Source organism: Candidatus Phyllobacterium onerii, from assembly GCF_028331445.1.
Taxonomy (GTDB): domain Bacteria; phylum Pseudomonadota; class Alphaproteobacteria; order Rhizobiales; family Rhizobiaceae; genus Phyllobacterium; species Phyllobacterium onerii.
The window spans coordinates 143,578-167,859 of record NZ_JAQMHX010000004.1; the positions used below are offsets into that span (position 1 = coordinate 143,578).

At 57.9% G+C, this 24,282-nt stretch carries 23 protein-coding genes; 13 read left to right on the top strand and 10 right to left on the bottom strand.

Going from position 1 to position 24,282, the window contains the following annotated elements; translation table 11 throughout:
- Positions 1-111: 111 nt before the first annotated feature.
- Genes PHA01_RS11065 through deoA form a run of 7 tightly spaced genes read left to right on the top strand, consistent with a single transcriptional unit; the run spans position 112 to position 6,823 of the window.
- Positions 112-1,644, top strand: a complete 1,533-nt coding sequence (locus PHA01_RS11065; protein ID WP_271895365.1) for an ABC transporter ATP-binding protein — start codon at positions 112-114, stop codon at positions 1,642-1,644.
- Positions 1,641-2,192, top strand: a complete 552-nt coding sequence (locus tag PHA01_RS11070; protein ID WP_271895368.1) for a cysteine hydrolase family protein — start codon at positions 1,641-1,643, stop codon at positions 2,190-2,192. Before PHA01_RS11065 ends, PHA01_RS11070 begins: the two co-directional genes overlap by 4 nt.
- Positions 2,189-3,334 (top strand): ABC transporter permease, encoded by a 1,146-nt coding sequence (locus PHA01_RS11075; protein WP_271895371.1) that lies wholly within the window; start codon positions 2,189-2,191, stop codon positions 3,332-3,334. Before PHA01_RS11070 ends, PHA01_RS11075 begins: the two co-directional genes overlap by 4 nt.
- Positions 3,334-4,305: an ABC transporter permease gene (locus PHA01_RS11080; RefSeq protein ID WP_271895373.1), complete on the top strand. Its 972-nt coding sequence runs from the start codon at positions 3,334-3,336 to the stop codon at positions 4,303-4,305. Before PHA01_RS11075 ends, PHA01_RS11080 begins: the two co-directional genes overlap by 1 nt.
- Positions 4,302-4,706, top strand: a complete 405-nt coding sequence (locus tag PHA01_RS11085) for a cytidine deaminase (RefSeq protein ID WP_271895918.1) — start codon at positions 4,302-4,304, stop codon at positions 4,704-4,706. Before PHA01_RS11080 ends, PHA01_RS11085 begins: the two co-directional genes overlap by 4 nt.
- Positions 4,703-5,503 (top strand): purine-nucleoside phosphorylase, encoded by an 801-nt coding sequence (locus PHA01_RS11090; RefSeq protein WP_271895375.1) that lies wholly within the window; start codon positions 4,703-4,705, stop codon positions 5,501-5,503. The genes PHA01_RS11085 and PHA01_RS11090 overlap by 4 nt, the downstream gene beginning before the upstream one ends.
- A gap of 6 nt (positions 5,504-5,509) precedes the next feature.
- The gene (deoA, locus tag PHA01_RS11095; protein WP_271895921.1) at positions 5,510-6,823 is read left to right on the top strand and encodes a thymidine phosphorylase; all 1,314 of its coding nucleotides are present in this window, start codon (positions 5,510-5,512) and stop codon (positions 6,821-6,823) included.
- On the opposite strand, the gene upp is transcribed toward deoA, so the two are convergent.
- Positions 6,824-7,450 (bottom strand): uracil phosphoribosyltransferase, encoded by a 627-nt coding sequence (gene upp, locus PHA01_RS11100; protein ID WP_112525651.1) that lies wholly within the window; start codon positions 7,448-7,450, stop codon positions 6,824-6,826.
- A gap of 178 nt (positions 7,451-7,628) precedes the next feature.
- Positions 7,629-8,648 (bottom strand): adenosine deaminase, encoded by a 1,020-nt coding sequence (locus PHA01_RS11105; protein WP_271895378.1) that lies wholly within the window; start codon positions 8,646-8,648, stop codon positions 7,629-7,631.
- A gap of 115 nt (positions 8,649-8,763) precedes the next feature.
- Between PHA01_RS11105 and ubiE the strand changes: the two genes are divergently transcribed.
- The 4 genes from ubiE (at position 8,764) to PHA01_RS11125 (ending at position 13,208) form a co-directional block, all read left to right on the top strand.
- Positions 8,764-9,540, top strand: coding sequence for a bifunctional demethylmenaquinone methyltransferase/2-methoxy-6-polyprenyl-1,4-benzoquinol methylase UbiE (gene ubiE, locus PHA01_RS11110; protein ID WP_271895380.1), 777 nt, complete (start codon positions 8,764-8,766; stop codon positions 9,538-9,540).
- A gap of 7 nt (positions 9,541-9,547) precedes the next feature.
- Entirely contained in the window at positions 9,548-11,125 is a 1,578-nt protein-coding gene (gene ubiB, locus PHA01_RS11115) for a 2-polyprenylphenol 6-hydroxylase (RefSeq protein ID WP_271895382.1), read from the top strand.
- A gap of 68 nt (positions 11,126-11,193) precedes the next feature.
- Positions 11,194-12,660, top strand: coding sequence for a bifunctional phosphopantothenoylcysteine decarboxylase/phosphopantothenate--cysteine ligase CoaBC (coaBC, locus tag PHA01_RS11120; protein WP_271895384.1), 1,467 nt, complete (start codon positions 11,194-11,196; stop codon positions 12,658-12,660).
- Between the two features lie 23 nt (positions 12,661-12,683).
- The gene (locus PHA01_RS11125) at positions 12,684-13,208 is read left to right on the top strand and encodes a GNAT family N-acetyltransferase (RefSeq protein WP_271895386.1); all 525 of its coding nucleotides are present in this window, start codon (positions 12,684-12,686) and stop codon (positions 13,206-13,208) included.
- Between the two features lie 106 nt (positions 13,209-13,314).
- Here PHA01_RS11125 and PHA01_RS11130 read toward each other — a convergent pair whose 3' ends face one another.
- The 6 genes from PHA01_RS11130 to dut all read right to left on the bottom strand — a co-directional run bounded on the left by PHA01_RS11130 (position 13,315) and on the right by dut (position 17,357).
- The gene (locus PHA01_RS11130; protein WP_271895388.1) at positions 13,315-13,860 is read right to left on the bottom strand and encodes an SRPBCC family protein; all 546 of its coding nucleotides are present in this window, start codon (positions 13,858-13,860) and stop codon (positions 13,315-13,317) included.
- On the bottom strand, positions 13,857-14,261 hold the full coding sequence (locus tag PHA01_RS11135; protein WP_271895390.1) for an ArsR/SmtB family transcription factor: 405 nt from the start codon (positions 14,259-14,261) through the stop codon (positions 13,857-13,859). The genes PHA01_RS11130 and PHA01_RS11135 overlap by 4 nt, the downstream gene beginning before the upstream one ends.
- A 97-nt stretch (positions 14,262-14,358) precedes the next feature.
- Positions 14,359-15,363 carry a proline racemase family protein gene (locus tag PHA01_RS11140; protein ID WP_271895392.1) on the bottom strand — a complete coding sequence of 335 codons (1,005 nt, stop codon included), beginning with the start codon at positions 15,361-15,363 and terminating at the stop codon, positions 14,359-14,361.
- A complete protein-coding gene (locus tag PHA01_RS11145; protein WP_271895394.1) occupies positions 15,363-16,019 on the bottom strand; it encodes an HAD family hydrolase in 657 nt (218 codons plus the stop codon). The genes PHA01_RS11140 and PHA01_RS11145 overlap by 1 nt, the downstream gene beginning before the upstream one ends.
- Positions 16,020-16,023: 4 nt before the next feature.
- Positions 16,024-16,842: an isocitrate lyase/PEP mutase family protein gene (locus tag PHA01_RS11150; protein ID WP_271895396.1), complete on the bottom strand. Its 819-nt coding sequence runs from the start codon at positions 16,840-16,842 to the stop codon at positions 16,024-16,026.
- A gap of 29 nt (positions 16,843-16,871) precedes the next feature.
- On the bottom strand, positions 16,872-17,357 hold the full coding sequence (gene dut / locus PHA01_RS11155; RefSeq protein WP_271895398.1) for a dUTP diphosphatase: 486 nt from the start codon (positions 17,355-17,357) through the stop codon (positions 16,872-16,874).
- Positions 17,358-17,571: 214 nt separating this feature from the next.
- Between dut and PHA01_RS11160 the strand changes: the two genes are divergently transcribed.
- Positions 17,572-19,161: a peptide chain release factor 3 gene (locus PHA01_RS11160; RefSeq protein ID WP_224508075.1), complete on the top strand. Its 1,590-nt coding sequence runs from the start codon at positions 17,572-17,574 to the stop codon at positions 19,159-19,161.
- Between the two features lie 7 nt (positions 19,162-19,168).
- On the opposite strand, the gene PHA01_RS11165 is transcribed toward PHA01_RS11160, so the two are convergent.
- A complete protein-coding gene (locus PHA01_RS11165) occupies positions 19,169-20,863 on the bottom strand; it encodes a long-chain fatty acid--CoA ligase (RefSeq protein ID WP_271895923.1) in 1,695 nt (564 codons plus the stop codon).
- Positions 20,864-21,572: 709 nt separating this feature from the next.
- Here PHA01_RS11165 and PHA01_RS11170 point away from each other — a divergent pair.
- Positions 21,573-23,207 carry a Na+/H+ antiporter gene (locus PHA01_RS11170; RefSeq protein ID WP_271895400.1) on the top strand — a complete coding sequence of 545 codons (1,635 nt, stop codon included), beginning with the start codon at positions 21,573-21,575 and terminating at the stop codon, positions 23,205-23,207.
- A 64-nt stretch (positions 23,208-23,271) separates the two neighbouring features.
- Here the strand turns inward: PHA01_RS11170 and PHA01_RS11175 are convergent, their stop codons facing one another.
- Positions 23,272-24,189, bottom strand: coding sequence for an MBL fold metallo-hydrolase (locus tag PHA01_RS11175; RefSeq protein WP_271895402.1), 918 nt, complete (start codon positions 24,187-24,189; stop codon positions 23,272-23,274).
- Between the last annotated feature and the right edge of the window lie 93 nt (positions 24,190-24,282).

The following is a 24,282-nucleotide window of genomic DNA, read 5'->3' on the forward strand; positions in this document are numbered from 1 at the left end:
CCATCTTCAATAGCTTGTCTATTCTTGTGTTTCTTGACTGGAAAGAAAAAAATCCCGTGTTAGGGTCGAAACCTCGAAAAGACGAAAAGCTGAACAACAGCGGATGGGGATATGGCCGAACCGGCGATCGAACTAGTTGGAATCGATAAGCGCTTTGGTGCCGTCCATGCCAACCGCGATATTCATATGCGTGTCGAAAAGGGCACGATCCATGGCATTATTGGTGAGAACGGCGCGGGCAAATCCACCCTGATGTCGATCCTCTACGGATTTTATCAAGCTGACAGTGGCGAGATACGCATCAATGGACAAGCGACCAGGATCGCAGATCCCAATGCTGCCATCGCGCTCGGCATCGGCATGGTGCATCAGCATTTCATGCTGGTTGAAAAGTTCACAGTGCTTGAAAATGTCATGCTCGGTGTCGAGGGTGCGCCGCTGCTCAAGAACGGCATCTCCAAGGCGCGCGCCGAGCTGAAGCGGCTTGAACGGGAATACCAGCTCGATGTCGACCCCGATGCGCTGATCGAGGAGCTGCCGGTAGGGCTGCAGCAGCGCGTGGAGATCCTGAAAGCGCTGTATCGTGGCGCTGAAATCCTCGTGCTTGATGAGCCGACCGGCGTTTTGACACCGCCGGAGGCAGATCACCTTTTCCGTATTCTCGAGCAGTTGAAAAGTCAGGGCAAGACGATCGTGCTCATCACGCACAAGCTGCGCGAAATCATGGCCGTGACGGACAATGTTTCGGTCATGCGACAGGGTGCGGTCGTTGCAACGCGCAAGACCGAGGAAACTACCGTCGAAGAATTGGCTGAACTGATGGTCGGCCGCCGCGTGCTTCTAAGGGTGCAAAAGGGCGAGGCTAAGCCAGGCGGTGTCAAGCTCTCTGTCGAAAACCTGACGGTGCGTGACAGTCGCGGTGTGGTGATGGTCGATGACGCATCGTTTGACGTGCGTGCAGGCGAAATTGTCGGGATTGCAGGTGTTGCCGGCAATGGCCAGTCGCAGCTCATCGAAACCATCGCCGGTATCCGCGCCGCAGTTTCGGGCCGTGTACTGCTCGATGGGCAGATCATCGATATAACCGGCGCTGCCGATCCTGGAGAACTGCGCGACCGGGGCCTCGCCCATGTGCCGGAAGACCGCCACCACATGGGGCTGGTTCTGGCCTTCGAAGAATATGAAAACTCGATCCTCGGCTATCAAGACGATCCGCTCTATTTGAACGGGCCATTTCTTGATCTGGAGGCGATAAAGGCGGATGCGCGCAAGAAGATCGAGAAATACGATATCCGACCAAGTGATCCCCGGTTGAAGACGGCCAATTTCTCCGGCGGCAACCAGCAGAAGATCGTGCTCGCGCGCGAAATGGAACGCGATCCGGGGGTTCTGATCATCGGCCAGCCGACACGCGGCGTGGATGTCGGCGCGATCGAATTCATCCACAAGCGGATCATCGAGATGCGCGACGCCGGCAAGGCCGTCCTGCTCGTTTCGGTTGAGCTCGACGAGATTCGCTCGCTGTCCGATCGTATCCTGGTGATGTTTGCCGGTCGCATCGTCGGTGAACGTGACTCCGACGCTGACGAGGGCGAGCTTGGCTTGCTGATGGCCGGTGTCGAACACAAGGAGGCCGCGGAATGACGACGCAGGCGCTTATCGTCGTCGATGTGCAAAATGCCATCGATGATCCGAAGTGGGGAAGGCGCGGCCAGCCGGACACCGAGGCCATGATCTCCAAACTACTTGCCGCCTGGCGTGAGCGGCGACTGCCAGTCATTCATATCCGCCACGATTCCACTGATCCGGCGTCGCCCTACAGACCCGGCACAGAGGGCAATGAATTCAAATCGGAGGTCGCCCCGCAAGTCGGCGAACCGGTCGTCGACAAGCGGACCAACAATGCCTTTATCGGTACGGATCTGATGGATGTTCTGGATGAACTGCAGGTTCACAGCCTTGTCGTCACGGGCGTTCTTCTGGAAAATTCGGTCGATGCGACCGTACGTATGGCAGCCAATCTCGGCTTTGAGGTGAGTATCCCTGAAGATGCTGTCGCAAGCATCGACAGGAAGGATCACCGCGGCAAGCTGTGGACGGCTGAGGACGTACACGCGCTGGCACTGTCCGTACTGGGAGGCGAGTACGCCCGTATCACCACGTCCGACGAAATTATCGAGACATTGCCATGAGCCAACCTTTTGCCAAACTGCCTGCCTGGGCGGACTACGGCCTTCTTCCGCTGATCAATCTGATCGTCGCGTTTCTGGTTGCTGGTCTCGTGGTACTTCTGGTCGGCGAAAGTCCGATCGATGCGGCTGTCTTGATGGTCAAAGGCGCATTCGGTTCGGGTGACGGTGTTGGCTACACGCTTTATTATGCGACGAACTTCATCTTCACAGGTCTTTGTGTGGCCGTCGCTTTCCATTGCGGACTGTTCAATATCGGCGGGGAGGGCCAAGCCTATATTGGCGGTCTCGGCGTTTCGCTGGTCGGGCTCTGGCTCGGCAATTTTTTGCCCTGGTGGCTGACCTTCCCTTTGGCGATACTCGCCTCGGCGCTGGTCGGAGCGTTGTGGGCGCTTATCCCCGCATGGCTTCAGGCCAAGCGCGGCTCGCACGTCGTTATCACGACGATCATGTTCAATTTCATCGCTGCAAGCATCATGGTCTACTTGTTGGTAGGGGTGCTGAAGCCTGCGGGCAGCCAGGCACCCGAGACGCGTGTCTTTGCAGAGGGCGGACAGTTGCCGGGTCTTGGCTGGCTGCTCAACCTTGTCGGGCTCTCCATGCGTTCGGCTCCCTTGAACGTCAGTTTCCTGCTGGCGCTGGTGGCGGCCTTTCTGGTCTGGGTGCTGATCTGGCGCACCAAGCTCGGCTATGAGATTCGTACTATGGGTTTTAGCCCGAAAGCGGCTCGCTATGCCGGTATCAGCGAGCTGCGGATCATCATCATCACGATGATGATTTCGGGGGCGCTGGCAGGGATGATGGCGCTCAATCCGATCATGGGCGCGCAACATCGCATGCAGCTGGATTTCGTCGCTGGTGCAGGCTTTGTCGGTATTGCCGTCGCATTGATGGGCAGGTCGCATCCGGCCGGAATCGTCCTCGCGGCGATTCTCTTCGGCATGCTCTATCAGGGCGGCGCGGAAATCGCTTTCGATATGCCCAACATATCGCGGGATATGATCGTCATTATCCAAGGCCTGGTTATCCTCTTTGCGGGCGCCCTCGAACATATGTTCCGGCCCTCGCTGCAACGAATATTCTATCGCCTTGGACGTGCAAAAAATCGAACTGCCGCAGCGGTCATTGCTGGAGGAAATCAGTGATGGATTCTTTCACAACGATCCTGCAGCTTTTCGATTCGACGATCAGGCTTTCGGCGCCTCTCCTGCTTGCCTGTCTTGCCGGACTCTATTCTGAGCGGGCCGGCATTTTCGACATTGGCCTTGAGGGCAAGATGCTGGCCGGTGCCTTTGCCGCCGGCGCAGTCGCGACCTGGTCTGGTTCTGCTTACCTTGCTTTGCTCGCGGCAGTTCTGGTATCGGTCGCGCTCGGGCTCGTGCATGGTTTCGCGTCCATCACCCACCGCGGCAATCAGATTGTCTCTGGTGTTGCGATCAATTTTATCGCCGCCGGCACGACCGTCATCCTCGGTCAGGCATGGTTCAGCCAGGGTGGGCGCACGCCGTCCTTGCCGAATGCTGCGCGCTTCAATCCGATCAATCTTCCGGGTGCAGAAGCCATGCGCGGTGTACCGGTCGTCGGCCCGCTCTACTACGAACTGATCTCCGGCCACTCTATCTTGGTTTATCTCGCGTTCTTGCTTGTGCCGTTTACGTGGTGGGTGCTCTATCGCACGCGCTTTGGCTTGCGCCTGCGTGCAGTTGGCGAAAATCCGGCAGCTGTGGATACGGCCGGCATTTCGGTGCCATGGCTGCGCTACCGCGCTGTGATCTGCTGCGGCGTGCTTTGCGGTATCGCCGGCGCCTATCTGGCGACGGCGCAAGGGGCCGGTTTCGTCAAGGACATGACTGCCGGCAAGGGCTACATCGCGCTCGCGGCGTTGATTTTCGCCAAATGGCGTCCGGTTCAGGCCATGTTCGCGTGCCTCCTGTTCGGTTTTCTCGACGCGGTGGGAATACGCATGCAGGGGCATCCGCTGCCAATTATCGGTGAGGTGCCTGTGCAATTCATGCAGGCTCTGCCCTATATATTGACCGTTGTGCTTCTTGCCGGTTTCATCGGCAAGGCGATCCCGCCAAAGGCCGGCGGTGTCGCTTATGTGAAAGAGAGATAATGAAAGACCTGTTCGATGCGGCGTTCGCTGCCATGCAGAAGACGCATTCGCCCTATTCGCAATTTCCGGTTGGAGCGGCCATTCGTACCAGCGACGGACGCATCTACTCCGGCTGCAATATCGAGGTCATCTCCTATCCTGAAGGCTGGTGTGCCGAAACGACGGCGCTGGGGCACTTCGTCATGGGTGGCGGCGGTTCGATCACGGATATCGCAGTAGTCGCAGAAAAGAAGGCGAAATGCACGCCTTGCGGAGGCTGCCGCCAGCGCTTGGCGGAATTCGCTGGGCCAGATGCCCGGCTGCACCTTTGTGACAATGAAGGCATCGTTGAAACGCTGACCATGAAGGATATTTTCCCTTACGGCTTCGAGGCGGACGTTTTGGGCAAGGGCGCCACATGATCGCGCCCGCGACCAGCGCGCTTATTCAGCGGTTTAACGGTTTGGCGCCGCGTGTTGCGCTTGTCCTCGGCTCCGGTCTCGGCTCGTTGGTCGATGCAGTGGAAAATGCGGTTCGCATTCCTTATGCCGACCTGCCCGGCTTCCCGCATAGCGGCGTTTCCGGCCACGCGGGGGAGATCGTTGCCGGGTACCTCTCGGGCAAGCCGGTTCTGATGCTGGCGGGTCGTGCTCATTATTACGAACAGGGAAATGCTTCGGTCATGCGGCCGGTTATCGCTGCGTTGGCCGATCTTGGCGTCGAGATGCTGATCCTCACAAATGCGGCCGGCTCGGTCCGCCACGATCTTGCGCCGGGTAGTCTGATGCTCATCGACGACCATATCAATTTCTCCGGCCTCAATCCCCTCATCGGAGAACCGTCCGACCAGCGTTTCGTCGGCATGACGACAGCCTATGACAGACAACTGAAAGACGCGTTTCTCCTTGCTGCTGGCGAGGTCAACGAAAAGCTGGAACAGGGCGTTTACATGTGGTTTTCAGGTCCGTCCTTCGAAACACCGGCGGAAATTCGCATGGCACGCACTATGGGCGCGGACGCGGTCGGCATGTCCACTGTTCCGGAAGTCATTCTTGCGCGATTCTTAGGACTGCGTGTTGCCGCTTGCTCGGTCGTCACGAATTATGGGGCGGGCATGACTGGCGCGGAACTTTCGCATGAGGAAACCAAGGATGTTGCGCCGAAGGGCGGCGCCCGTCTTCAAAAGATCATCCGCGTACTGATCCGGGAGATAGGCTGAGCAATGTTGTTGCCGCAAGAAATTATCCGGCGAAAGCGCGACGGTCATACGCTGGACGCTGCCGATATCACGGCTTTCATCAATGCGATGAGTTCAGGGTCGATCACCGAGGGACAGGTTGCAGCCTTCGCCATGGCCATATTTTTCAATGGCATGAAACGCGATGAAGCCGTGGCACTCACCTTGGCCATGCGCGATTCCGGCGATATTCTTGACTGGTCGGACTTGCCCGGACCCGCCGTCGACAAGCATTCGACTGGCGGCGTGGGGGACAATGTTTCGCTGATACTCGCACCCATCGTAGCCGCCTGCGGTGCTTACGTGCCGATGATCTCGGGACGTGGGCTGGGTCATACCGGCGGTACGCTCGACAAGATGGACTCGATCCCCGGCTATCGCAGCCAGCCCGACAACGCTTTGTTTCGCAAGGTCGTCCACGAGGTGGGCTGCGCAATTATCGGCCAGACCGCCAATCTCGCACCCGCCGACAAGCGGTTCTATTCGATCCGCGATGTGACGGCGACCGTCGAATCGATCCCGCTTATCACCGCTTCAATCCTGTCCAAGAAACTTTCTGCTGGCCTCAATGCGCTGGTTCTGGATGTGAAATCGGGCAATGGCGCCTTCATGACCAGAAACCGTGACGCCGTGTCGTTGGCTGAAAGCATTGTGGCGGTCGCGGCTGGAGCTGGGCTGACAACGACGGCCGTTCTCACGGATATGAACGAACCTCTGGCACTTGCCGCCGGCAATGCGGTCGAGGTCAGAAATGCTGTCGATTTCCTTACCGGAGACCGGCGTGATACGCGGCTCGAAGCGGTGACTTTGGCGCTTGCCGCAGAGATGCTGGTTTCGGCCAAGCTTGCCCCAAATCATAAAGCCGCAACCGACAAGGCAAGCGAAGCTTTAAGCAGTGGCAAGGCAGCGGAGATTTTCGGCCGGATGGTCGCAGGCCTCGGCGGGCCAACGGATTTCATCTCCCGGACGCGCCACCACCTGGCCGTTGCGCCCATCACGCGCGAAGTCAAAGCCGCGCAAGCGGGTTATGTCGCGGACGTTGATACGCGCGCTGTCGGGGTAGCTGTCGTTACACTCGGCGGTGGGCGCATTCGTCCGCAAGATCCCATCGATCATGCGGTCGGCATCACGGCGCTACAGCCAATCGGGGCAAGAATGGAAGAGGGAGAACCGATTGCCTTGGTCCACGCGCGAACCGACGCGGACGCTGCAGCAGCGGTAAGGGTAATCCAGGCCGCCTATGGATTTTCTGAGCGCAAGCCCCGCACAGTCAACCCTGTGCTTCGCCGAGTAGGTGGCTGACTACTTCGTCCCGTACATGCGGTCACCGGCATCACCGAGGCCGGGAACTATATAGCCCTTCTCGTTCAAATGACTGTCGATTGCAGCGGTGAAAACCTGCACATCCGGATGCGCATTGGTAAAGCGCTCGATGCCTTCCGGCGCCGCGAGAAGACAGAGGAAACGGATATTGCTGGCTCCGCGATCCTTCAACTTCTGGATGGCGGCGATAGCCGAGTTGGCTGTTGCAAGCATCGGGTCGACCACGATGATTAGCCGATTAACGATATCTTCGGGTGCCTTGAAATAATATTCGACCGGCAGCAGCGTTTCATGATCGCGATAAAGCCCGATATGGGCGACCCGTGCAGCGGGAACAAGGTCGAGCATACCTTCGAGCAGGCCATTGCCCGCGCGGAGAATCGAGGCGAAGACCAGTTTCTTGCCCTCGATCACCGGGGAATCCATTTCCGTCAAAGGAGTCTCGATGCGGATATTGGTCAATTGCAGGTCACGCGTCACCTCATAGCAAAGGAGCAGCGATATTTCCTTGAGCAGTCGCCGGAAGCCCGCGGTAGAGGTATCCTTGTCGCGCATTATGGTAAGCTTGTGCTGGACAAGCGGGTGGGAAACAATCGTCACGCCCATTGGAAACCCCTCTTACTAGAAATTCTGCAGACTTTGGAGCCTGTTTTGAAAGTCGCTGCGACGAGTCAGATGGAGTGGTCTTCGAGAACCGGAGTACAGCGTACATTAAGTACGTGAGCACCGGAAGCGCAGAAAACCACGTCAGATAACCGCCGCAGTAGAGTTTCAAGACGGGTTCTTAGCTGCTTGAGACTGATCCTGCAAAGACCTCAGCCGAAACGCGCACAGTTTTGTCCGGGTAGAGCCGCTCCAACAGTGCAGTTCGGGTGTCTTTATCGACAAAAGCGGCCTTCAGCGCCGTCGCGGTAACTTCCGTGAGCTTCACGTCGTCATAGCCGAAATATGTGGCTGCGATCTCATATTCCCGGGCAAGATCCGTATGGAAATAGGGCGGATCGTCGGCATTGAGCGTTATGGGGACACCGGCCTCGGCCAGCGCGGCAAAAGGATGCGATGGAAAATCCGGGTAGACGCCCAGCGAGATGTTCGAGCCGGGACAGCATTCCAGAACGACCTGCTCATCGGCGAGCCGTTGAACCAGATCGGAATTTTCGATCGCTCGAACACCATGGCCAATGCGCGCGGGCTTCAGAGCGTATAGCGCGTTAGCCACGCTTTCCCACCCAGCAAGCTCGCCCGCATGAACAGTGATGCCGAGTCCCGCACCGCGCGCAATATCGAATGCAGCCGCAAAATCGCCAGGCTGATGCATGCGCTCATCGCCTGCCATGCCGAAACCGGTGACGAGGGGATGCGGATTAGCGGCGATATAGTGTGCCGCTGCCGTGACGGCTTCCGGTCCCTTATGGCGCAGGCCTGTCGCAATCATCCGGGATTCGATACCAGTCGCAGCCTTGGCCCGCCGCATCCCCTCCGCCAGCCCGTCGATATAGGCGCGCGGGTCGAGCCCAGCGCTAATGGCGTGATCCGTCGATATGAAAAACTCGGAATAGATGGCGTCTTGCCGACTCAACGACAGAAGATAGTCTTCCGCGAGATCCGCATAATCCTCCGCAGTGCGGAAAAGCATCGAAGCCTGATCGAATGCATGCAAGAATGAGGTGAAATCGTGCCAGACGAATTTACCATCCTGGATGAATGCAGAAACGTCGGCACCATATTTGGTGGCTTTCCGTTCGACCAGACGAGGTGAGGCGGCGCCTTCGATATGGCAATGCAGTTCGGCTTTCAGAACCATCCCGGTCAACCCCCGATAAAACAAATCAACGCGGCGCTTCACCGCGCAAGAGACAATAGCCTTATGCGTTTCAATCTTCTATGGTTTGCCGCAACAGAGATGAGCAGGTAGTACGATGAGCCAGCAACGCACCGGTGCCCATGGCGGCATGGAAACGTCCTTCGGGTTTCAGGATGTCAGCGATGGGGAAAAGCAGACACGCGTCAATGACGTCTTCCATCGCGTCGCCAAACGCTATGACGTGATGAATGATTTGATGTCCGGTGGCCTGCACCGTGTCTGGAAGGATTCGATGATTGCCTGGCTCGCCCCCTCAAAAACGGCCGGCTGGAAAGTGCTTGATGTGGCTGGCGGCACCGGCGACGTTGCCTTTCGTATCGTTGAGGCGTCAAACCGCAATGCCCATGCGACAGTCCTCGATATCAATGGTTCGATGCTTGGCGTCGGCCGCGATCGCGCGGAAAAGCTGGGGCTTGCGGACAATACCGAGTTTGTAGAGGCCAATGCCGAAGAACTTCCCTTCGAGGATGCGCGTTTCGACGCTTATACGATCGCTTTCGGTATCCGCAACGTGCCGCACATCGACAGGGCGCTTGCAGAGGCTTTTCGCGTGCTTAAGCCCGGCGGACGCTTTCTCTGCCTCGAATTCTCCGAGGTCGAATTGCCGGTTCTCGACAAGATTTATGACGCGTGGTCGTTCAATGCCATTCCAAAGATCGGCAAGGCCGTGACGGGCGATGCTGACAGCTATCAATATCTGGTGGAGTCTATTCGCAAGTTTCCGCGCCAGTCCGATTTTGCGGAGATGATCCGCAAGGCCGGGTTCGAACGGGTTAGCTGGCGCAATTTCACCGGTGGTATTGCCGCGCTGCATTCCGGCTGGAAGCTGTGATCGCAGCATGAGTAGTCCTGCAGCAATATTTCGCCTGATGCGGGCCGGATGGATCATGACGCGTGAAGGCGTCATATCCGCTTTGCCAGCCGAAGGTCTGAGTGGTCTCCCCGCCTTTGGGCACCGGGTGGCCGGCCTTTTGGCCCGCCGCCGCGCCATGACGGCACAGCGCTCCGAGCGCATGTCGCGCGCCATCAACAAGCTTGGACCATCCTACGTCAAGCTCGGGCAGTTCCTCGCAACGCGGCCCGATGTGGTCGGGACCGAAGTGGCCGACGATCTGGCACTCCTGCAGGATCAGCTCGATTTTTTCCCTATGGACGCTTCGATCAAGGCTATCGAGGGTTCGCTCGGACGCTCCGTCTCCGACCTTTTTGTAAGTCTTGACGAACCAATTGCCGCCGCATCGATTGCGCAGGTGCACCCGGCCTTCGTTGCAAGCAATGGCGACATCAAGAAGGTTGCGGTCAAGGTCGTGCGCCCGGGTGTGCGCCAGCGTTTCAACAACGACCTCGAGAGCTTCTTTTTGGTGGCAAGATGGCAGGAGCGGTATGTACCTGCCACCCGCCGTCTGCGCCCGATTGAAGTTACGCGGACGCTGGCGCAGACGACCCGTATTGAGATGGATTTGCGCCTTGAGGCCGCCGCGCTCTCGGAGATCGGCGAGAACACCAAGGATGATCCGGGCTTTCGTGTTCCGACTGTCGATTGGGAGCGTACAGGACGCGATGTCCTGACCCTCGAGTGGATCGACGGCGTCAAAATGTCGGACATCGAGGGCCTGCGTGCCGCCGGGCACAACCTCATCAAGCTCGCGGAAACTCTGATTCAGTCATTCCTGCGCCATACATTGCGCGATGGCTTCTTCCACGCAGACATGCATCCCGGCAATCTGTTCGTCGACGACGAGGGCCATATTGTTGCGGTGGATTTCGGCATCACCGGCCGGCTTGGCAAGAAGGAGCGCCGTTTCCTCGCCGAAATCCTCTATGGCTTCATAACGCGCGATTATGTCCGCGTTGCAGAAGTGCATTTCGAGGCGGGTTATGTGCCGCACCGGCACGATGTCGCGAGCTTTGCGCAGGCCATTCGCGCTATCGGCGAACCGATCCATGGCCAACCGGCCGAAACCATCTCCATGGCAAAGCTGCTCACACTGCTTTTCGAGGTCACGGAACTCTTCGACATGGAAACGCGGCCTGAACTTGTCATGCTGCAGAAGACCATGGTCGTGGTCGAAGGGGTATCGCGCACGCTGGATCCGCATTTCAACATGTGGAAGGCTTCGGAACCGGTGGTCGGGAGCTGGATTCGCCGCAATCTCGGGCCGCAAGGCATTCTCGTCGATGCGCGTGAAGGAGCTCAGGCAGTCCTGCATCTGGCCCGCCAGGTGCCCGAATTGGTCGGGCGCGCTGACAGGCTGTCGAAGGAACTCGACAGGATGGCCGAACATGGTTTGCGGTTTGATGATCAGACGGCACAAGCTATTGGCAAGGCAGAGGCTCGACATACGCGCTCGGGGCGTATCGCGCTCTGGGTGATTGCAATTTGTCTTGTCATCATCACGTACGAGCTTCTCAGGTAGGCATATATCGGCTAATATGATTGCAATGATTGCATTTTAGCGATCTTTATCCAAATGGGCGCAATCAAATGGCCAGTATCACCATCCGCAATCTCGACGGTGCCATCAAAGAAAAGCTGCGTCTGCGTGCCGCGGCGCATGGCCGCTCGATGGAAGAAGAAGTGCGGCTTGTCCTTGGGGAACTGGGCGACCCTTTACCCTCCCCCTCGTGGGGAGGGACGGAGCGAAGCGACGGGGAGGGGTCTTTCTTAACGTTGCATAAGGACCCCTCCCTGCTGCTGCGCAGCCTCCCTCCCCACGAGGGGGAGGGTAAAGGGAGCGCACTATCCGGCCGCCGCATCCTGCTGATCATCGGTGCGGGAATCGCAGCCTATAAATGCCTCGATCTTATCCGGCGTCTGCGCGAGCGCGGTGCACAGGTGCGTCCGGTACTGACCAAGGCGGCAGAAGAATTCGTGACACCATTGGCAGTGGGTGCGCTCGCAGCTGACAAGGTTTTCACGGAACTCTTCTCGCGCGAAGACGAGCATGATGTCGGCCATATCCGCCTGTCCCGTGAGGCCGATCTGATCGTCGTCGCGCCGGCAACAGCTGACCTGATGGCAAAGATGGCGACTGGCCTTGCTAATGATTTGGCCTCGGCAATCCTCCTGGCGACCGATAAACGCGTGCTGATAGCGCCGGCGATGAACCCGAGAATGTGGGGCCACCCGGCAACGAAGCGCAATCGCGCGATGCTTGAAAAGGACGGCATTCGTTTTGTCGGCCCCAACAAGGGCGAAATGGCGGAGAGTGGTGAGAGCGGCGATGGCCGCATGGCGGAACCGCTTGAGATTGTCGGTGCTATTGAAAAGCTGCTGGATCGCAGTCCGAAACCACTGACGGGTAAAACCATTGTCATGACCTCGGGGCCGACCCACGAGCCCATCGATCCGGTTCGCTATATAGCCAATCGCTCATCCGGAAAGCAGGGGCACGCCATTGCCGCGGCCCTTGCCAGGCTCGGCGCAACCGTACGGCTGGTCTCTGGACCCGTCACGATCCCGGATCCGGAAGATGTTGCGGTGATCCACGTCTCAACGGCACGTGAAATGCGCGATGCCGTGGAGCAGCTATTGCCTGCCGATGCCGCCATCATGGTCGCTGCCGTTGCTGATTGGCGCACCGCGAACGAAGCGGGCGAGAAGATCAAGAAGAAGCCGGGTGAAAAAGCTCCAGTACTGCAGATGATCGAAAATCCGGACATTCTCGCCGGGGTGGGACACAGCAAATCGCGTCCGCGTCTGGTCATCGGCTTCGCTGCCGAAACACAGGACCTGCTTGCCAACGCTCAGCGGAAGCTCGACAAGAAGGGGGCGGATTGGATCGTTGCCAATGATGTCAGCCACGCGACCGGCGTCATGGGCGGCGACCGAAACGCCGTGCGGATCGTCACCCGTTCAGGCGTCGAGGAATGGCCGGATATGAGCAAGGAAAAGGTCGCGGAGCGCCTGGCGGCTAAAATAGCAGCTGCATTGCAGACGGTGGAAGTTTAAGTATGGATCAGGAGACCAGAATCGTGATTCCAGCACTTGAAACCGAACGCCTCGTCTTGCGCCCTCACAGGCGCGATGATTTTGAGGCACTCCATGCAATGTGGGCGCATCCTTCGGTGTATAAATACATCTCGGGCAAGCCCTCCACGCGGGAGCAATCCTGGGCGAGACTCCTGCGTTATGCCGGCATGTGGCAGCTTATTGGCTACGGTTTCTGGGCGATGCAAGAGAAGGCCAGCGGACGTTTCGTCGGGGAGCTTGGCTTTGGCGATTTCGAACGCGATATGGAACCGCGCATTGGCGATACGCCGGAGATGGGCTGGGTTCTCGCGCCGGAAATCCACGGCAAAGGCTTCGGAAGTGAAGCTCTCGCCAAGGTGGTCGCCTGGGGCGATGCTTTCTTCAAGCACGATCGGGCGGTCTGTATTATATCTCCGGAAAACGCCGCATCGCAGCGGATCGCTGAAAAGAATGGTTTCCGCAAGATTGCCGAAACGACCTATACGGGGGAGCCGGTCTGGATGTTCGAGAGGCGATTTCGACCGTAGTTAGAGCAAATTCCCTCCGGCAGAACGATTCAATATGGTCGGAATTTGCTCGAAGGCCGGCGGACGATGCCGGCCAACAATATTATGTAGGCGATATCTTACGCAATCAGCCTGCGATGATCTGCTTGTATTCCTTCTCAAGCCTGGTGAACTTGTCCCAGAATCCGCTGGTCTGTTCACCGCTGAGATGATCGATGAGGACACCCAGATGTGTGTGCCAGCCGCTGGCAACGCTCACCATGGAGTCGTTGCTGCCAAGTCGTGTGTGTGTGACTCTGAGCAATGTATCCGATCCCGAGGCCGTAAGTTCGAATGTTACTTCGGAAGGTTCTCCTGTGGATTCCGGCCAGGTAAAGCTGAGGAATGAAGGCGGCTCATAACGAGTGACCTTGCCTTTGTTCGTGTGCCCCTCATATTTCTGGTAGTCGGCCGGGGTGGGCTCGTCCGACAACTGCGAGTGGTAAAAGGTCAGTTCGACATCGCCGCCGACATGATTGGCCATGGGCCCCTCGGCCAGCCATTTCTTACGCTTGTCCGATTCAGTGAGATAGGCCCAGACCCGTTCGACCGGGCCGGGAAGGATGCGTTCGATGCGAATCGTACGAGGTGCTGTCACAACACCGAGACGATCATTTCCGACATGCTCGTTCATTTCTTGCTCCTTGACGTATTATCAGATTTGGCAGGGCTCGACGGCGACTGTTCGCTTGATCGAGCCAACGCGCGATCTTCCTCGCGCAGGATTTCCTCGAGATCGTCGAGACGCGTTGTCCAGAACCGCTCATAGGTACGTAGCCATTCTTGCGCCTCCGCAAGGCGAGCCGCCTCAAGCTGGCAATAATGTGTGCGGCCTTGGACATGGCGGCGCACCAATCCGGCTCCTTCCAGCACCTTGATATGTTTCGACGCACCAGCCAGCGACATGTTGAAAGGTGTCGCGAGCTCGCTGACGGTGCGTTCGCCCTCGGTCAGCCGATGCAGAATGGCTCTCCGTGTTGGATCGGAGAGAGCATGGAAAACGGCGTCGAGGTGAGGTGTCTGAAATTCAACCATATGGTTTAATATCATTGCAATATTCAATAGTCAACCATTTGGTTGAATATATTTTCAAGCAAGTGTTTTGGACATGTGAAAACGGAGCGAATTTGCTCTAGAGAACCAGAAACCCTTGGCCCAAGGGATCGTCGTCCTCGACGATAAACTCAGCCTTGCCGCTATAATAAGCGTGGCCGGAAACGCGGGCGGTAATGGCGTCGAATTCGCCCGCCTTGGTCGTTGAGGCAACGAAGCCCGCAAAGCGTGAGCCTACAATGCTTTCGAATATCCGCGCATTCCCTTCGCGAATTTGTCCTTTGGAGAACATCGCAGCGAGCCGCGCAGTCACGCCCGAACCCGTCGGGGAGCGGTCAAGCTGCGCGTCGGCAAAGATGCAGACATTCTTCGTCGGGCCTTCATTCCAGTCGTCCGCCCCATCTGTCAGGATCGATCCGTAGAGGAACGCCAGATCCTTATGGTCTGGATGGTCGAGCGACACCGCCTCCTTTACGGCCTCGGTCAGGACAGTTGCAGCGTCAATGAAATTCCTCGCCGGATCACGGCCGAATTCGAGTCCAAACTGATGACAGTCCGCCAAGGCATAGAAGGCCCCGCCATAGGCCACATCGAAATTGATTTTGCCGAATCCCGGCAGCTCGATCGTCTGGTCGCCAGCATAAAGAAAGGCAGGCACGCTCTCGAATGAGACACCGCCGGATTTGCCATCGCGTATTTCGACCGATGCCACGACCATGCCGCAAGGGCATTCGATGTGGACTGTCGTCACGGGCTCCACCTTCGCCACAATCCCGTAATCGACAGCGTAGCGGCCGAGCGCCATGATGGCGTGGCCGCACATGGTGGAGTAGCCTTCATTGTGCATGAACAGCACTGCAAGGTCGGCACCGGGCAGGTTTGGCTCGACCAGAACTGCGCCATACATATCAAAATGGCCGCGTGGCTCGAATATCAGTATCTTGCGGAGGTGATCCAGCCTGTCACGCACATAGGCGCGCTTTTCGAGGATAGTGCCCTTTGGCAGTTTGGGATAGCCGCCGGTAACAATACGCAAGGGTTCACCGCCGGTGTGCATGTCGATAGCAGTCAAAGGCTCGGCCATCAGGCGACTCCCAGCAGCGCGGGTAATTGGCGCATATCATCGAAGAGAATGCCACCGGCAGCAGCCAGACCCTCGTGGTCTGCATGAGCATCGCCGCAGTAGGAAAACACGCGCATGCCGGCGGCTGTGCCCGCCTTCGTTCCGGCAACGCTGTCCTCGATGACGACAGACCGGGATGGCTCGTAACCCATTTCCTTGGCCGCATGCAGGAACAGGTCTGGGAACGGCTTGCCGCGGGCCACCATCGAGGCGCTGTAGAGCACATCCTGAAAATGCTCGATCAGACCGGTCTTGCCCAGTGTGATGTGCATCTTCTCGACATTGGCCGATGAAGCAACGCAGTAGGGAAGTTCGGCCTTCTTGACCGCGGCGATGACCTCTTCAATATGCGGGATGGCCTCGACGCCGTTTTCGAAGATGACCGGTATCGCCTGATACCAGCGGTCGACGAAATCGTCGCCGAGCGAATAACCTTCGGCCTCGATCTTTTCTTTCACTGCACGCATGGGCATGCCGCAGAAATCTTTGCGTACAGCCTCGAAAGTGGTTGCGTAGCCGGAAGCGTCGAGCATTTTGACGAGATGTTGATTGCCGAGTGTCTCCGTATCGACCAGAACTCCGTCACAGTCGAAAATCACCAGCTCGGGTTTTGTCATTATTTCAGATGTCCTTGTCTGCGCCCTGCGAAAAGAGTTGCTGCAATTCGCCGAAGGGCATCGCCTGTTGACTGAATTCAAAAGTCCCTTTGTCCAATAGCTCGCGGGCTGCATCCCGGACCGCCGCAAAGGCGAAGGTCGTCAGGTATGGACCTAGCGATATTCGCTTGACGCCCGCCTCCGCAAGCTGCGCAACCGTGAAGGTGGGGCCGGCCATCACGTTGACCGGCTTGGAAACCGAAGAGCAGACTTGCCGGACAAGATTGATATCGCGGATACCCGGCGCATAGAGAACGTCGGCACCAGCTGCTTCGAATGCTTGCAGCCGCTTGATCGTGTCCTCGATATCGGGTCTGCCATGCAGAAAGTTTTCAGCGCGGGCGGTAAAGACAAAATCTCCCTTCAACGCCTTGGCCGCTTCGCTCGCTGCAGCGACACGCTCGACTGCAAGCGAGAAATCATAGATGGGTTTATGGTCGTCCCCGGAATAGTCTTCGATCGAACAGCCGGCGAGCCCTGCGGCTTGGGCCGCGAAAATCGTTTCGCCCGCGCTGTCTGGACTGTCACCCTTGCCCTTCTCGAGATCGGCATTCATCGGAAGGCCCGTGGCAGAAATGAGATCCTTGCAATGCTGGATCATCATGTCAAACGGCACACCGCCATCCGGAAGACCGCGTGAAAACGCAAAACCTGCGCTGCTTGTCGCAAGTGCCTTGAACCCGAGCGATGCCAGGAGCATCGTTGTGCCGGGATCCCATGGGTTGGGCATGAGAAAAGTCCCGGGGGCTTCATGCAGCTGACGAAAAACCCTGCCCTTGTCCATGACGACCTCCAGTGCGGACGTCCTTTATGCTAGGACGTACCTGTTGAACCGAACCCTCCGGCGCCTCGAACTGTCTCGCTGGCATGCTGCCGTTCTTCGACATCAAGCTGTACGACCGGAGCGAGGATGACCTGTGCAATACGCATGCCGCGTGTCACATAGAAATCGTCATCGCCGAGATTGATCAACAATACTTTTACCTCACCACGATAGTCGGAATCAATCGTTCCGGGGGTGTTGAGACAGGTAATTCCGTTTTTCAGTGCGAGGCCCGAACGCGGCCGGATCTGCGCCTCGAAACCTTGTGGTATTTCAAAGATCAAGCCGCTGGGCACGAGTGCTCTCCGGCCGGGCAAAAGCAGCAATGGCCGATCTTCCGGCACGGCGGCTCGAAGGTCCATGCCGGCCGAGCCTGACGTTTCATAGGAGGGTAATTCGATATCCAGCCCATGCGGCAACCGGATGATACCGAGAGCGGGATTCTTGTGACGAACGGAATCGGATATTTTGGACATGAAAAGACCTTTTTCACCAGACGGCGGCCACGGTCAACTCACAAGATATGAAGGGTGCGTTGTTTGCACATAATACGTGCCGACCAGCCCGAAAAGTACGGCTGACAAAAGCCCCTGTGACGATCACGCACAGCGCCTAGCAATCAACCATCGACTGCGAAGCCTGCGGCTGATAGAAGGCGCGCAACCTTTCCTTCACCGAGTTTGAGCTTCCATGTCTTCTGCCGACCATCCCGTTTCAAAGCGCCGTACCTTCGCGATCATCGCACACCCTGACGCCGGTAAAACCACACTGACCGAAAAGCTGCTGCTGTTCGGCGGAGCAATCCAGCTCGCGGGTGAGGTCAAGGCCAAGAAGGACCGTATCCAGACACGCTCCGACTGGATGAATATCGAGCGTGATCGCGGTATTTCGGTGGTCACTTCGGTCATGACGTTCGAGTACAGGGATTGCATCTTCAATCTGCTTGATACGCCTGGTCACGAGGACTTCGCCGACGACACCTATCGCACGCTGACTGCCGTGGATAGCGCGGTAATGGTCATCGATGCCGCCAAGGGCATCGAAGCGCGTACGCTCAAGCTCTTCGAAGTCTGCCGGATGCGCGATATTCCGATCGTTACCTTCATCAACAAGATGGACCGTGAAAGTCGCGACCCTTACGAAATTCTTGACGAGATCGAGCAGAAGCTTGCGCTGGACACCGCGCCTATCACCTGGCCCATTGGCCGCGCCAAGAGCTTTGCCGGAACCTATAATTTGCAGAACAACACGGTGCGCCGGCGCGACGAGGAAGAGGTGCCGACACCCGTCAACGGGCCTGAATCCTCCGCTGCATCAGGTCTTTTGCCGGAAAATGAACGTCAGGCCTGGATCGACGAGGTGACGCTGGCGCGGGACGCCTGCAATCCGTTCGATCTGCAAGCTTTCCAGGAGGGTCATCTTACTCCTGTGTATTTCGGTTCGGCGCTGCGCAATTACGGCGTGCGTGATCTGATCGAAGCCTTCTGCGATTATGGCCCGAGCCCGCGTGCGCAGGATGCGGATACGCGCAAGGTCGAGGCAACGGAAGACAAGATGACGGGCTTCGTCTTCAAGATTCAAGCGAACATGGATCCCAACCATCGCGACCGCATCGCCTTCCTGCGCGTCTGCTCGGGCAAGCTGTCACGCGGCATGAAAGCCAAGCTGGTGCGCACAGGCAAACCGATGAGCCTGTCTGCGCCGCAGTTCTTTTTCGCGCGCAGCCGCCAGATCGCCGATGAGGCCTGGGCCGGCGATGTGGTGGGCATTCCCAATCACGGAACGCTGCGTATCGGCGATACCTTGACGGAAGGCGAGGACCTTCTGTTCCGCGGCGTGCCCAACTTCGCGCCGGAAATCCTCCGCCGCGTGCGCCTCGATGATGCGATGAAAGCGAAGAAGCTGCGCGAGGCACTGCAGCAGATGGCGGAGGAGGGCGTGGTCCAGCTCTTCCTGCCGGATGACGGCTCGCCCGCTATCGTCGGCGTTGTTGGCGCGCTGCAGATCGACGTTCTGACCGAGCGGTTGAAGGTCGAGTATACGCTCCCCGTTGGCTTCGAACCTGCCCGCTTTACTGTCGCGCGCTGGATTTCCGCGGACGATCCGGCAGAGTTGCAGCGATTCATCAATTCACATCGTGCCGATATCGCACATGATCTCGACAATGATCCGGTGTTTCTCGCCCAGAATACGTTTTCGCTGTCTTACGAAGCGGAACGCTGGAAGGCGATCCGCTTCGCCGCGATCAAGGATTATCAGGTTCGCGACAAGGCGGCGTAGCTCCCGATCAATCCCGTAGTTCGCGCCGCAATATCTTGCCGACATTGCTCTTCGGCAACTCATCGCGAAACTCCACGATGCGCGGGCGTTTGTAATTGGTCAACCGTTCGGCACAGAAGGCTTTTACGACCTCCTCGGTCAGCGCCGGATCCTTGCGGACGATAAAGAGTTTGACGATTTCTCCCGAATGCTCGTTCGGCACGCCGATGGCGGCCGCTTCGCGTATGCCCGCATGTTCCATCGCCACTTCCTCAATCTCGTTCGGATAGACATTGAAACCCGAAACCAGGATCATGTCCTTCTTGCGGTCGACAATCTTGGTGTATCCACGCTCATCCATGTAGCCCATATCGCCGGAACGGAAAAAGCCGTCGGAGGTCATCGCCTTTTCGGTTTCGTCCGGACGATTCCAGTAGCCTGCCATGACCTGCGGACCGCGGATGCAGATCTCGCCGACTTCCATCAACGGAAGCTCCTTACCGTCATCGTCGCGGATGGAGAAATCCGTCGAGGGAAGCGGCAGTCCAATCGTGCCGGAGAATTCGATTGCATCGAGTCGGTTTGCCGAAGCCACCGGGGAAGTCTCCGACAGGCCATAGCCTTCTGTGATCAGGCAGCCCGTTACTTCCTTCCAGCGCTCGGCTACCGGCTTCTGCACCGCCATGCCACCGCCAAGCGATAGGATCATTTCCTTGAAGTCGAGCTTGCGGAATTCTTCATTGTTGAGAAGGCCGTTGAACAGCGTGTTTAGCCCGGGGAAAATGTGGAACTTGTGCTTCTGCAGTTCTTTGACAAAGCCGGGTATGTCGCGGGGATTTGGAATGAGCACATTCAGCGCACCTTGATCGATGCCCATCATCGCATTCACCGTCAAAGCGAAAATGTGATAGAGTGGCAGCGCGCAAATGTAGACGATGTCCTTCGGGCGCCCTTTCACGCGAAACCCGACATCGCACCACAGGCGCATTTGTGCGACGTTGGAAACGATGTTGCTATGTGTAAGGATTGCGCCTTTGGAGATGCCTGTCGTGCCGCCGGTATATTGCAGGAAGGCAACGTCGGCCCCGGTTACTTCAACGGGTTTCAGCTTCTGAGCTGCACCTTGAGCGAGTGCTGTCTTGAATGGCGTATGGCCCGGCAAAGACCACGCAGGCACCATCTTCTTGACGCGCCGCACGACGAGATTCACTAGGTGGCCCTTCAGGCCCAGCATATCGCCCATCGCCGCTACGATCACGTGCTGAACAGGCGTTTTGGTGACAACTTTTGCCAGCGTTGAGGCAAAGTTTTCCAGAATAATAATTGCCTTGGCGCCGCTGTCCTTCAACTGGTGTTCGAGCTCGCGCGGCGTATAAAGCGGATTGATATTGACCACCGTCAGGCCCGCTCGAAGGATGGCAGCGATCATGACCGGGTATTGCAAGATATTGGGCATCATGACGGCGACGCGATCGCCCTTGACCAGTCCGCGCGATTGTAGCCATGCGGCCATGGCGCGTGAATGACGATTGAGATCGGCATAGGTCATGCTCTTGCCCATGCAGCTGAAGGCGGGTTGGTCGGCATATTGCTTGTAAGCCCTCGCAAGCAAATCGCCGACCGACTCATATTGCGAGGCAGAGATCTCCGCTGGAACACCTTCCGGATAGGATTTCACCCACAGGCGCGGCGTAGGCTTGGCGCTTGCCGCCTTGACCGTCACTGCCTTTGCCTTTGCCGCCGGTTTGGCTTTGGCAGGCCTTGCCTTCGCAACCGGCTTTGCAGCGGTTTCCGCAACAACCGATTTTGTTGGGACAGCTGCTGGCTTGGACGCGCCGGCATTTCTCGTTTTCGCTGGGACTTTTACTGGAGTGTCGGTAATTGCATTGACAGTCACTGCCTTTGCCTTTGCCGCCGATTTGGCCTTGGCAGGCGTTGCCTTTGCCGCGACTTCAGCGAGCGCACCGGCTTTTGCTTGGGCAGGCGCCTTTGAAGCGCTTGCTGGTTTTGGTCTCGCAGGCGCTTTTACCGAATTGTCTGTTGCGGCCTTCCTGACATTACCGGTTTGCTTTTTCAAAGTTGCCGCGGCGGTTTTCACCACTTTATCAATTGGCGCTTTTGCCGCCGCGTTTTTGGTTGATTTTGCCGGTGTTGTCTTTTTCGCCACATTAACCTCCCAGTTGATTTCCTTGAAGCCTGCGCGCAGTTCTCCAAACCCGCATGCATGCTACTTAACAACGCTATCTATTGCGAGAGGCAGGTTGCTTGCAAGTATTTACATTGACGTAAACGTAAAATCATTCTGCCTGATCCTTCGACGAAATCGTGCAATTCATCTCTTCGGCACTATCTGGGCACAAAGTCGCCAAGGTTCGGCTCGACAAAGCACCCGCACTTCCTCCATCCTGTTCCCGATCAAAACTGGATTCTCCGTGGAAACAATAACCATTGTCCTGCTGATGCTCCTGGCCGTGGTGGTCAGCGATTCCATCATTCGGGTGCTTCCCCTTCCAGTGCCGCTGCCGCTGGTGCAGATCGGCCTCGGAGCGGCGATCGCCTCGGTGACGAATATTCGCGTCCAGCTTGATCCGGACATCTTCTTCCTGCTGTTTCTGCCGCCTCTGCTGTTCCTTGATGGCTGGCGCATTCCCAAGGAAGGTCTCTTCCGCGACAAGGGCATCATTCTCGAAATGGCGCTCGGGCTGGTTATTTTTACTGTTGTCGGCGTGGGCTTTTTCGTCCATTGGATGATCCCGTCCGTGCCGTTGCCAGTCGCCTTTGCGCTTGCCGCAATCCTTTCGCCGACCGATCCGATCGCCGTTTCCGCCATTGCGGCACGCGTGCCAATCCCCTCGCGCATGATGCACATTCTCGAAGGCGAATCGCTGCTGAACGATGCGTCCGGCCTTGTCTGCATGCGCTTTGCAGTTGCCGCCATGCTTACCGGCGCGTTTTCGCTGCAGGCGGCATTCCTGACATTCCTCTGGCTTGCCTTTGCGGGAATTGTAATCGGTGTTGGTGTGACCCTCGGCGTCACAAGGGGCAAGGCATTCCTGACCCGGCATCTTGGTGAAGAAAGCGGCTCGCAAATCCTTATCAGCCTGCTCATCCCCTTCGGTGCTTATCTTCTGGCAGAACATGTACATGCCTCCGGCATTCTTGCAGCCGTCGCCGCCGGCATCACCATGAGCTACGCCGAGAACACCGGCCAGTCTCTGGCCCTGACAAGGGTAAGACGCGCGGCCGTCTGGGACACGGCACAGTTTGCTGCCAACGGCGCCATTTTCGTACTTCTGGGTGAGCAGCTTCCGGGCATATTTTCGGGTGCGGTCGATAACGTCCATCACGTGGGGAGGGCGAGTTACTGGTGGTTGCCGGTCTACGTGGTGATTATTTATGCGTCGCTGGTCGCGCTTCGCTTTGCATGGGTCTGGGTCTCGTGGCGCTTTGCCTTTCGACGGTCTTCCAAAAGTGGACAGCCCGGCGTGAGGCCGAGTTGGCAGCTTGTCGCCGCCATGTCCTTTGCCGGGGTTCGTGGTGCCATCACCCTGGCCGGTATCCTGACGTTACCGTTTTTCCTCAATGATGGAAGCCTGTTTCCCGCCCGTGATCTTGTAATATTCCTGGCGGCCGGCGTCATTATCCTGTCCCTCATTATGGCAAGCATTTGTCTTCCGCGCTTGCTTAAGAACATCGACCTGCCGATAGAAGATTCCCACCAGCGGGAGGAGGACTACGCCCGAATTGCCGCGGCGGAGGCCGCGATCATGGCTATCGAAAAGGCCCAACACGAACTCGCATCCGGTCGCGCCGACGCCGATGCTTTCACCGATGTGGCCACACAGATCATGGAGCTCTATCGCACGCGCATCGACGGGCGCATGCACCTTGGTGAGGAACGCGAACAGGCGGCACGAAGCGAGGAAATCGGAAAACAGCTGCACATTACCGCGCTGAAGGCAGAGCGGCAGGAAATCTACCGTCTGGTGCGGGCGCGGCGGCTGGAAAGCACCGTCGCCAGCAAAATGGTGCGCGATATCGATCTGCTCGAAGCAAGATATAGCTGACTAGGGCACGGACTGACTAACGCTACAAGTACGCGCCCTAGTGCGGCTCCTAACCCAACAAGGGTCAGTAGTCCCAGAATATCGGTACCCAACGAAAGGTATCGCCGTCGGTCGCTACATGGCCGATGGATGGGAACGGCAGGTGAGTGGCCACCAGCAGCTCGCCGCTCGTCGACAGCTCCTTCAAAAGACGGACGCGGACGCGCGCCGCTTCCTCGGGGTCATGTTCGAAGCCGTTGAACCAGTCGGGGTGCTCGAACCCGACCGCAAACACGGCGTCTCCGGCGAACATCAGCCGGTCGCCGCCCGACGCGAGGCGCACCACACTGTGCCCCGGGGTGTGACCGCCGGTGCGGGTGACGACAACCCCCGGCGCAACCTCATACTCCTCCTCAAACGTCTGCAGATTACTGCGGTACTCCTCCGCGAACCGCTTGGCGGCGGCCCGAAGCGCGTCCGGGAACCCCTCCGGCATGGAGACGTGGGAGAAATCTGGGTGCGTCCAGAACTTGACCTCGGCGGCTGCAACGTGGATCCGCAAGTCCTTACGCAGTTGGTCCTTCACCCCGTCGACGAGCAGCATGCCGATGTGGTCCATGTGCATGTGGGTAAGCACCACGTCGGTCACGGAGCCAAGATCGATGCCGGCGGCCTTCAGTCGATGGGCCAGTTGCCCGGCCCGCGGCAAATTCAAGTTCGGGTCGTCTCCCAGGCCGGCGTCGATGAGGATGGTCTTGCCGCCGCTTCGAACCACGACCACGTTCAGCCCCCAGTCGAGCTTATCCGTCGGCAGGAAATTGTAGTTGAGCCAAGCCGCCCGGTCGGCAGCATCGGCGTTGTGGCCCAACATCTTGCCTGGCAACGGTAGTACCCCGTCGCTGATCACCATGACGTCGATCTCGCCGATCTTCAACGCGTAGCGCGACGGAACCAACTCGTCTGGGGCCGATTTAGCGGGATGCGAAGTGTGTTGTAGGTTCATGTTTGCCTCCTGTGTTTGCTGACCGCCGCCTTACACACGGCATCGACGAAGCTACGTTGAGGCGTGTTCGCGGTAAATTGGGGTCGAGGGGTA

Bases quoted from the DNA above. Each gene is read 5' to 3' on its own strand.
- PHA01_RS11160 (WP_224508075.1), top strand. From the start codon at position 17,572: ATGTCTTCTGCCGACCATCCCGTTTCAAAGCGCCGTACCTTCGCGATC.
- PHA01_RS11065 (WP_271895365.1), top strand. From the start codon at position 112: ATGGCCGAACCGGCGATCGAACTAGTTGGAATCGATAAGCGCTTTGGT.
- ubiE (WP_271895380.1), top strand. From the start codon at position 8,764: ATGAGCCAGCAACGCACCGGTGCCCATGGCGGCATGGAAACGTCCTTC.
- PHA01_RS11075 (WP_271895371.1), top strand. From the start codon at position 2,189: ATGAGCCAACCTTTTGCCAAACTGCCTGCCTGGGCGGACTACGGCCTT.
- PHA01_RS11130 (WP_271895388.1), bottom strand. From the start codon at position 13,860: ATGAACGAGCATGTCGGAAATGATCGTCTCGGTGTTGTGACAGCACCT.
- dut (WP_271895398.1), bottom strand. From the start codon at position 17,357: ATGTCCAAAATATCCGATTCCGTTCGTCACAAGAATCCCGCTCTCGGT.
- PHA01_RS11090 (WP_271895375.1), top strand. From the start codon at position 4,703: ATGATCGCGCCCGCGACCAGCGCGCTTATTCAGCGGTTTAACGGTTTG.
- ubiB (WP_271895382.1), top strand. From the start codon at position 9,548: ATGAGTAGTCCTGCAGCAATATTTCGCCTGATGCGGGCCGGATGGATC.
- PHA01_RS11175 (WP_271895402.1), bottom strand. From the start codon at position 24,189: ATGAACCTACAACACACTTCGCATCCCGCTAAATCGGCCCCAGACGAG.
- PHA01_RS11070 (WP_271895368.1), top strand. From the start codon at position 1,641: ATGACGACGCAGGCGCTTATCGTCGTCGATGTGCAAAATGCCATCGAT.
- PHA01_RS11105 (WP_271895378.1), bottom strand. From the start codon at position 8,648: ATGGTTCTGAAAGCCGAACTGCATTGCCATATCGAAGGCGCCGCCTCA.
- PHA01_RS11080 (WP_271895373.1), top strand. From the start codon at position 3,334: ATGGATTCTTTCACAACGATCCTGCAGCTTTTCGATTCGACGATCAGG.
- PHA01_RS11140 (WP_271895392.1), bottom strand. From the start codon at position 15,363: ATGGCCGAGCCTTTGACTGCTATCGACATGCACACCGGCGGTGAACCC.
- upp (WP_112525651.1), bottom strand. From the start codon at position 7,450: ATGGGCGTGACGATTGTTTCCCACCCGCTTGTCCAGCACAAGCTTACC.
- PHA01_RS11150 (WP_271895396.1), bottom strand. From the start codon at position 16,842: ATGGACAAGGGCAGGGTTTTTCGTCAGCTGCATGAAGCCCCCGGGACT.
- PHA01_RS11145 (WP_271895394.1), bottom strand. From the start codon at position 16,019: ATGACAAAACCCGAGCTGGTGATTTTCGACTGTGACGGAGTTCTGGTC.
- coaBC (WP_271895384.1), top strand. From the start codon at position 11,194: ATGGCCAGTATCACCATCCGCAATCTCGACGGTGCCATCAAAGAAAAG.
- PHA01_RS11135 (WP_271895390.1), bottom strand. From the start codon at position 14,261: ATGGTTGAATTTCAGACACCTCACCTCGACGCCGTTTTCCATGCTCTC.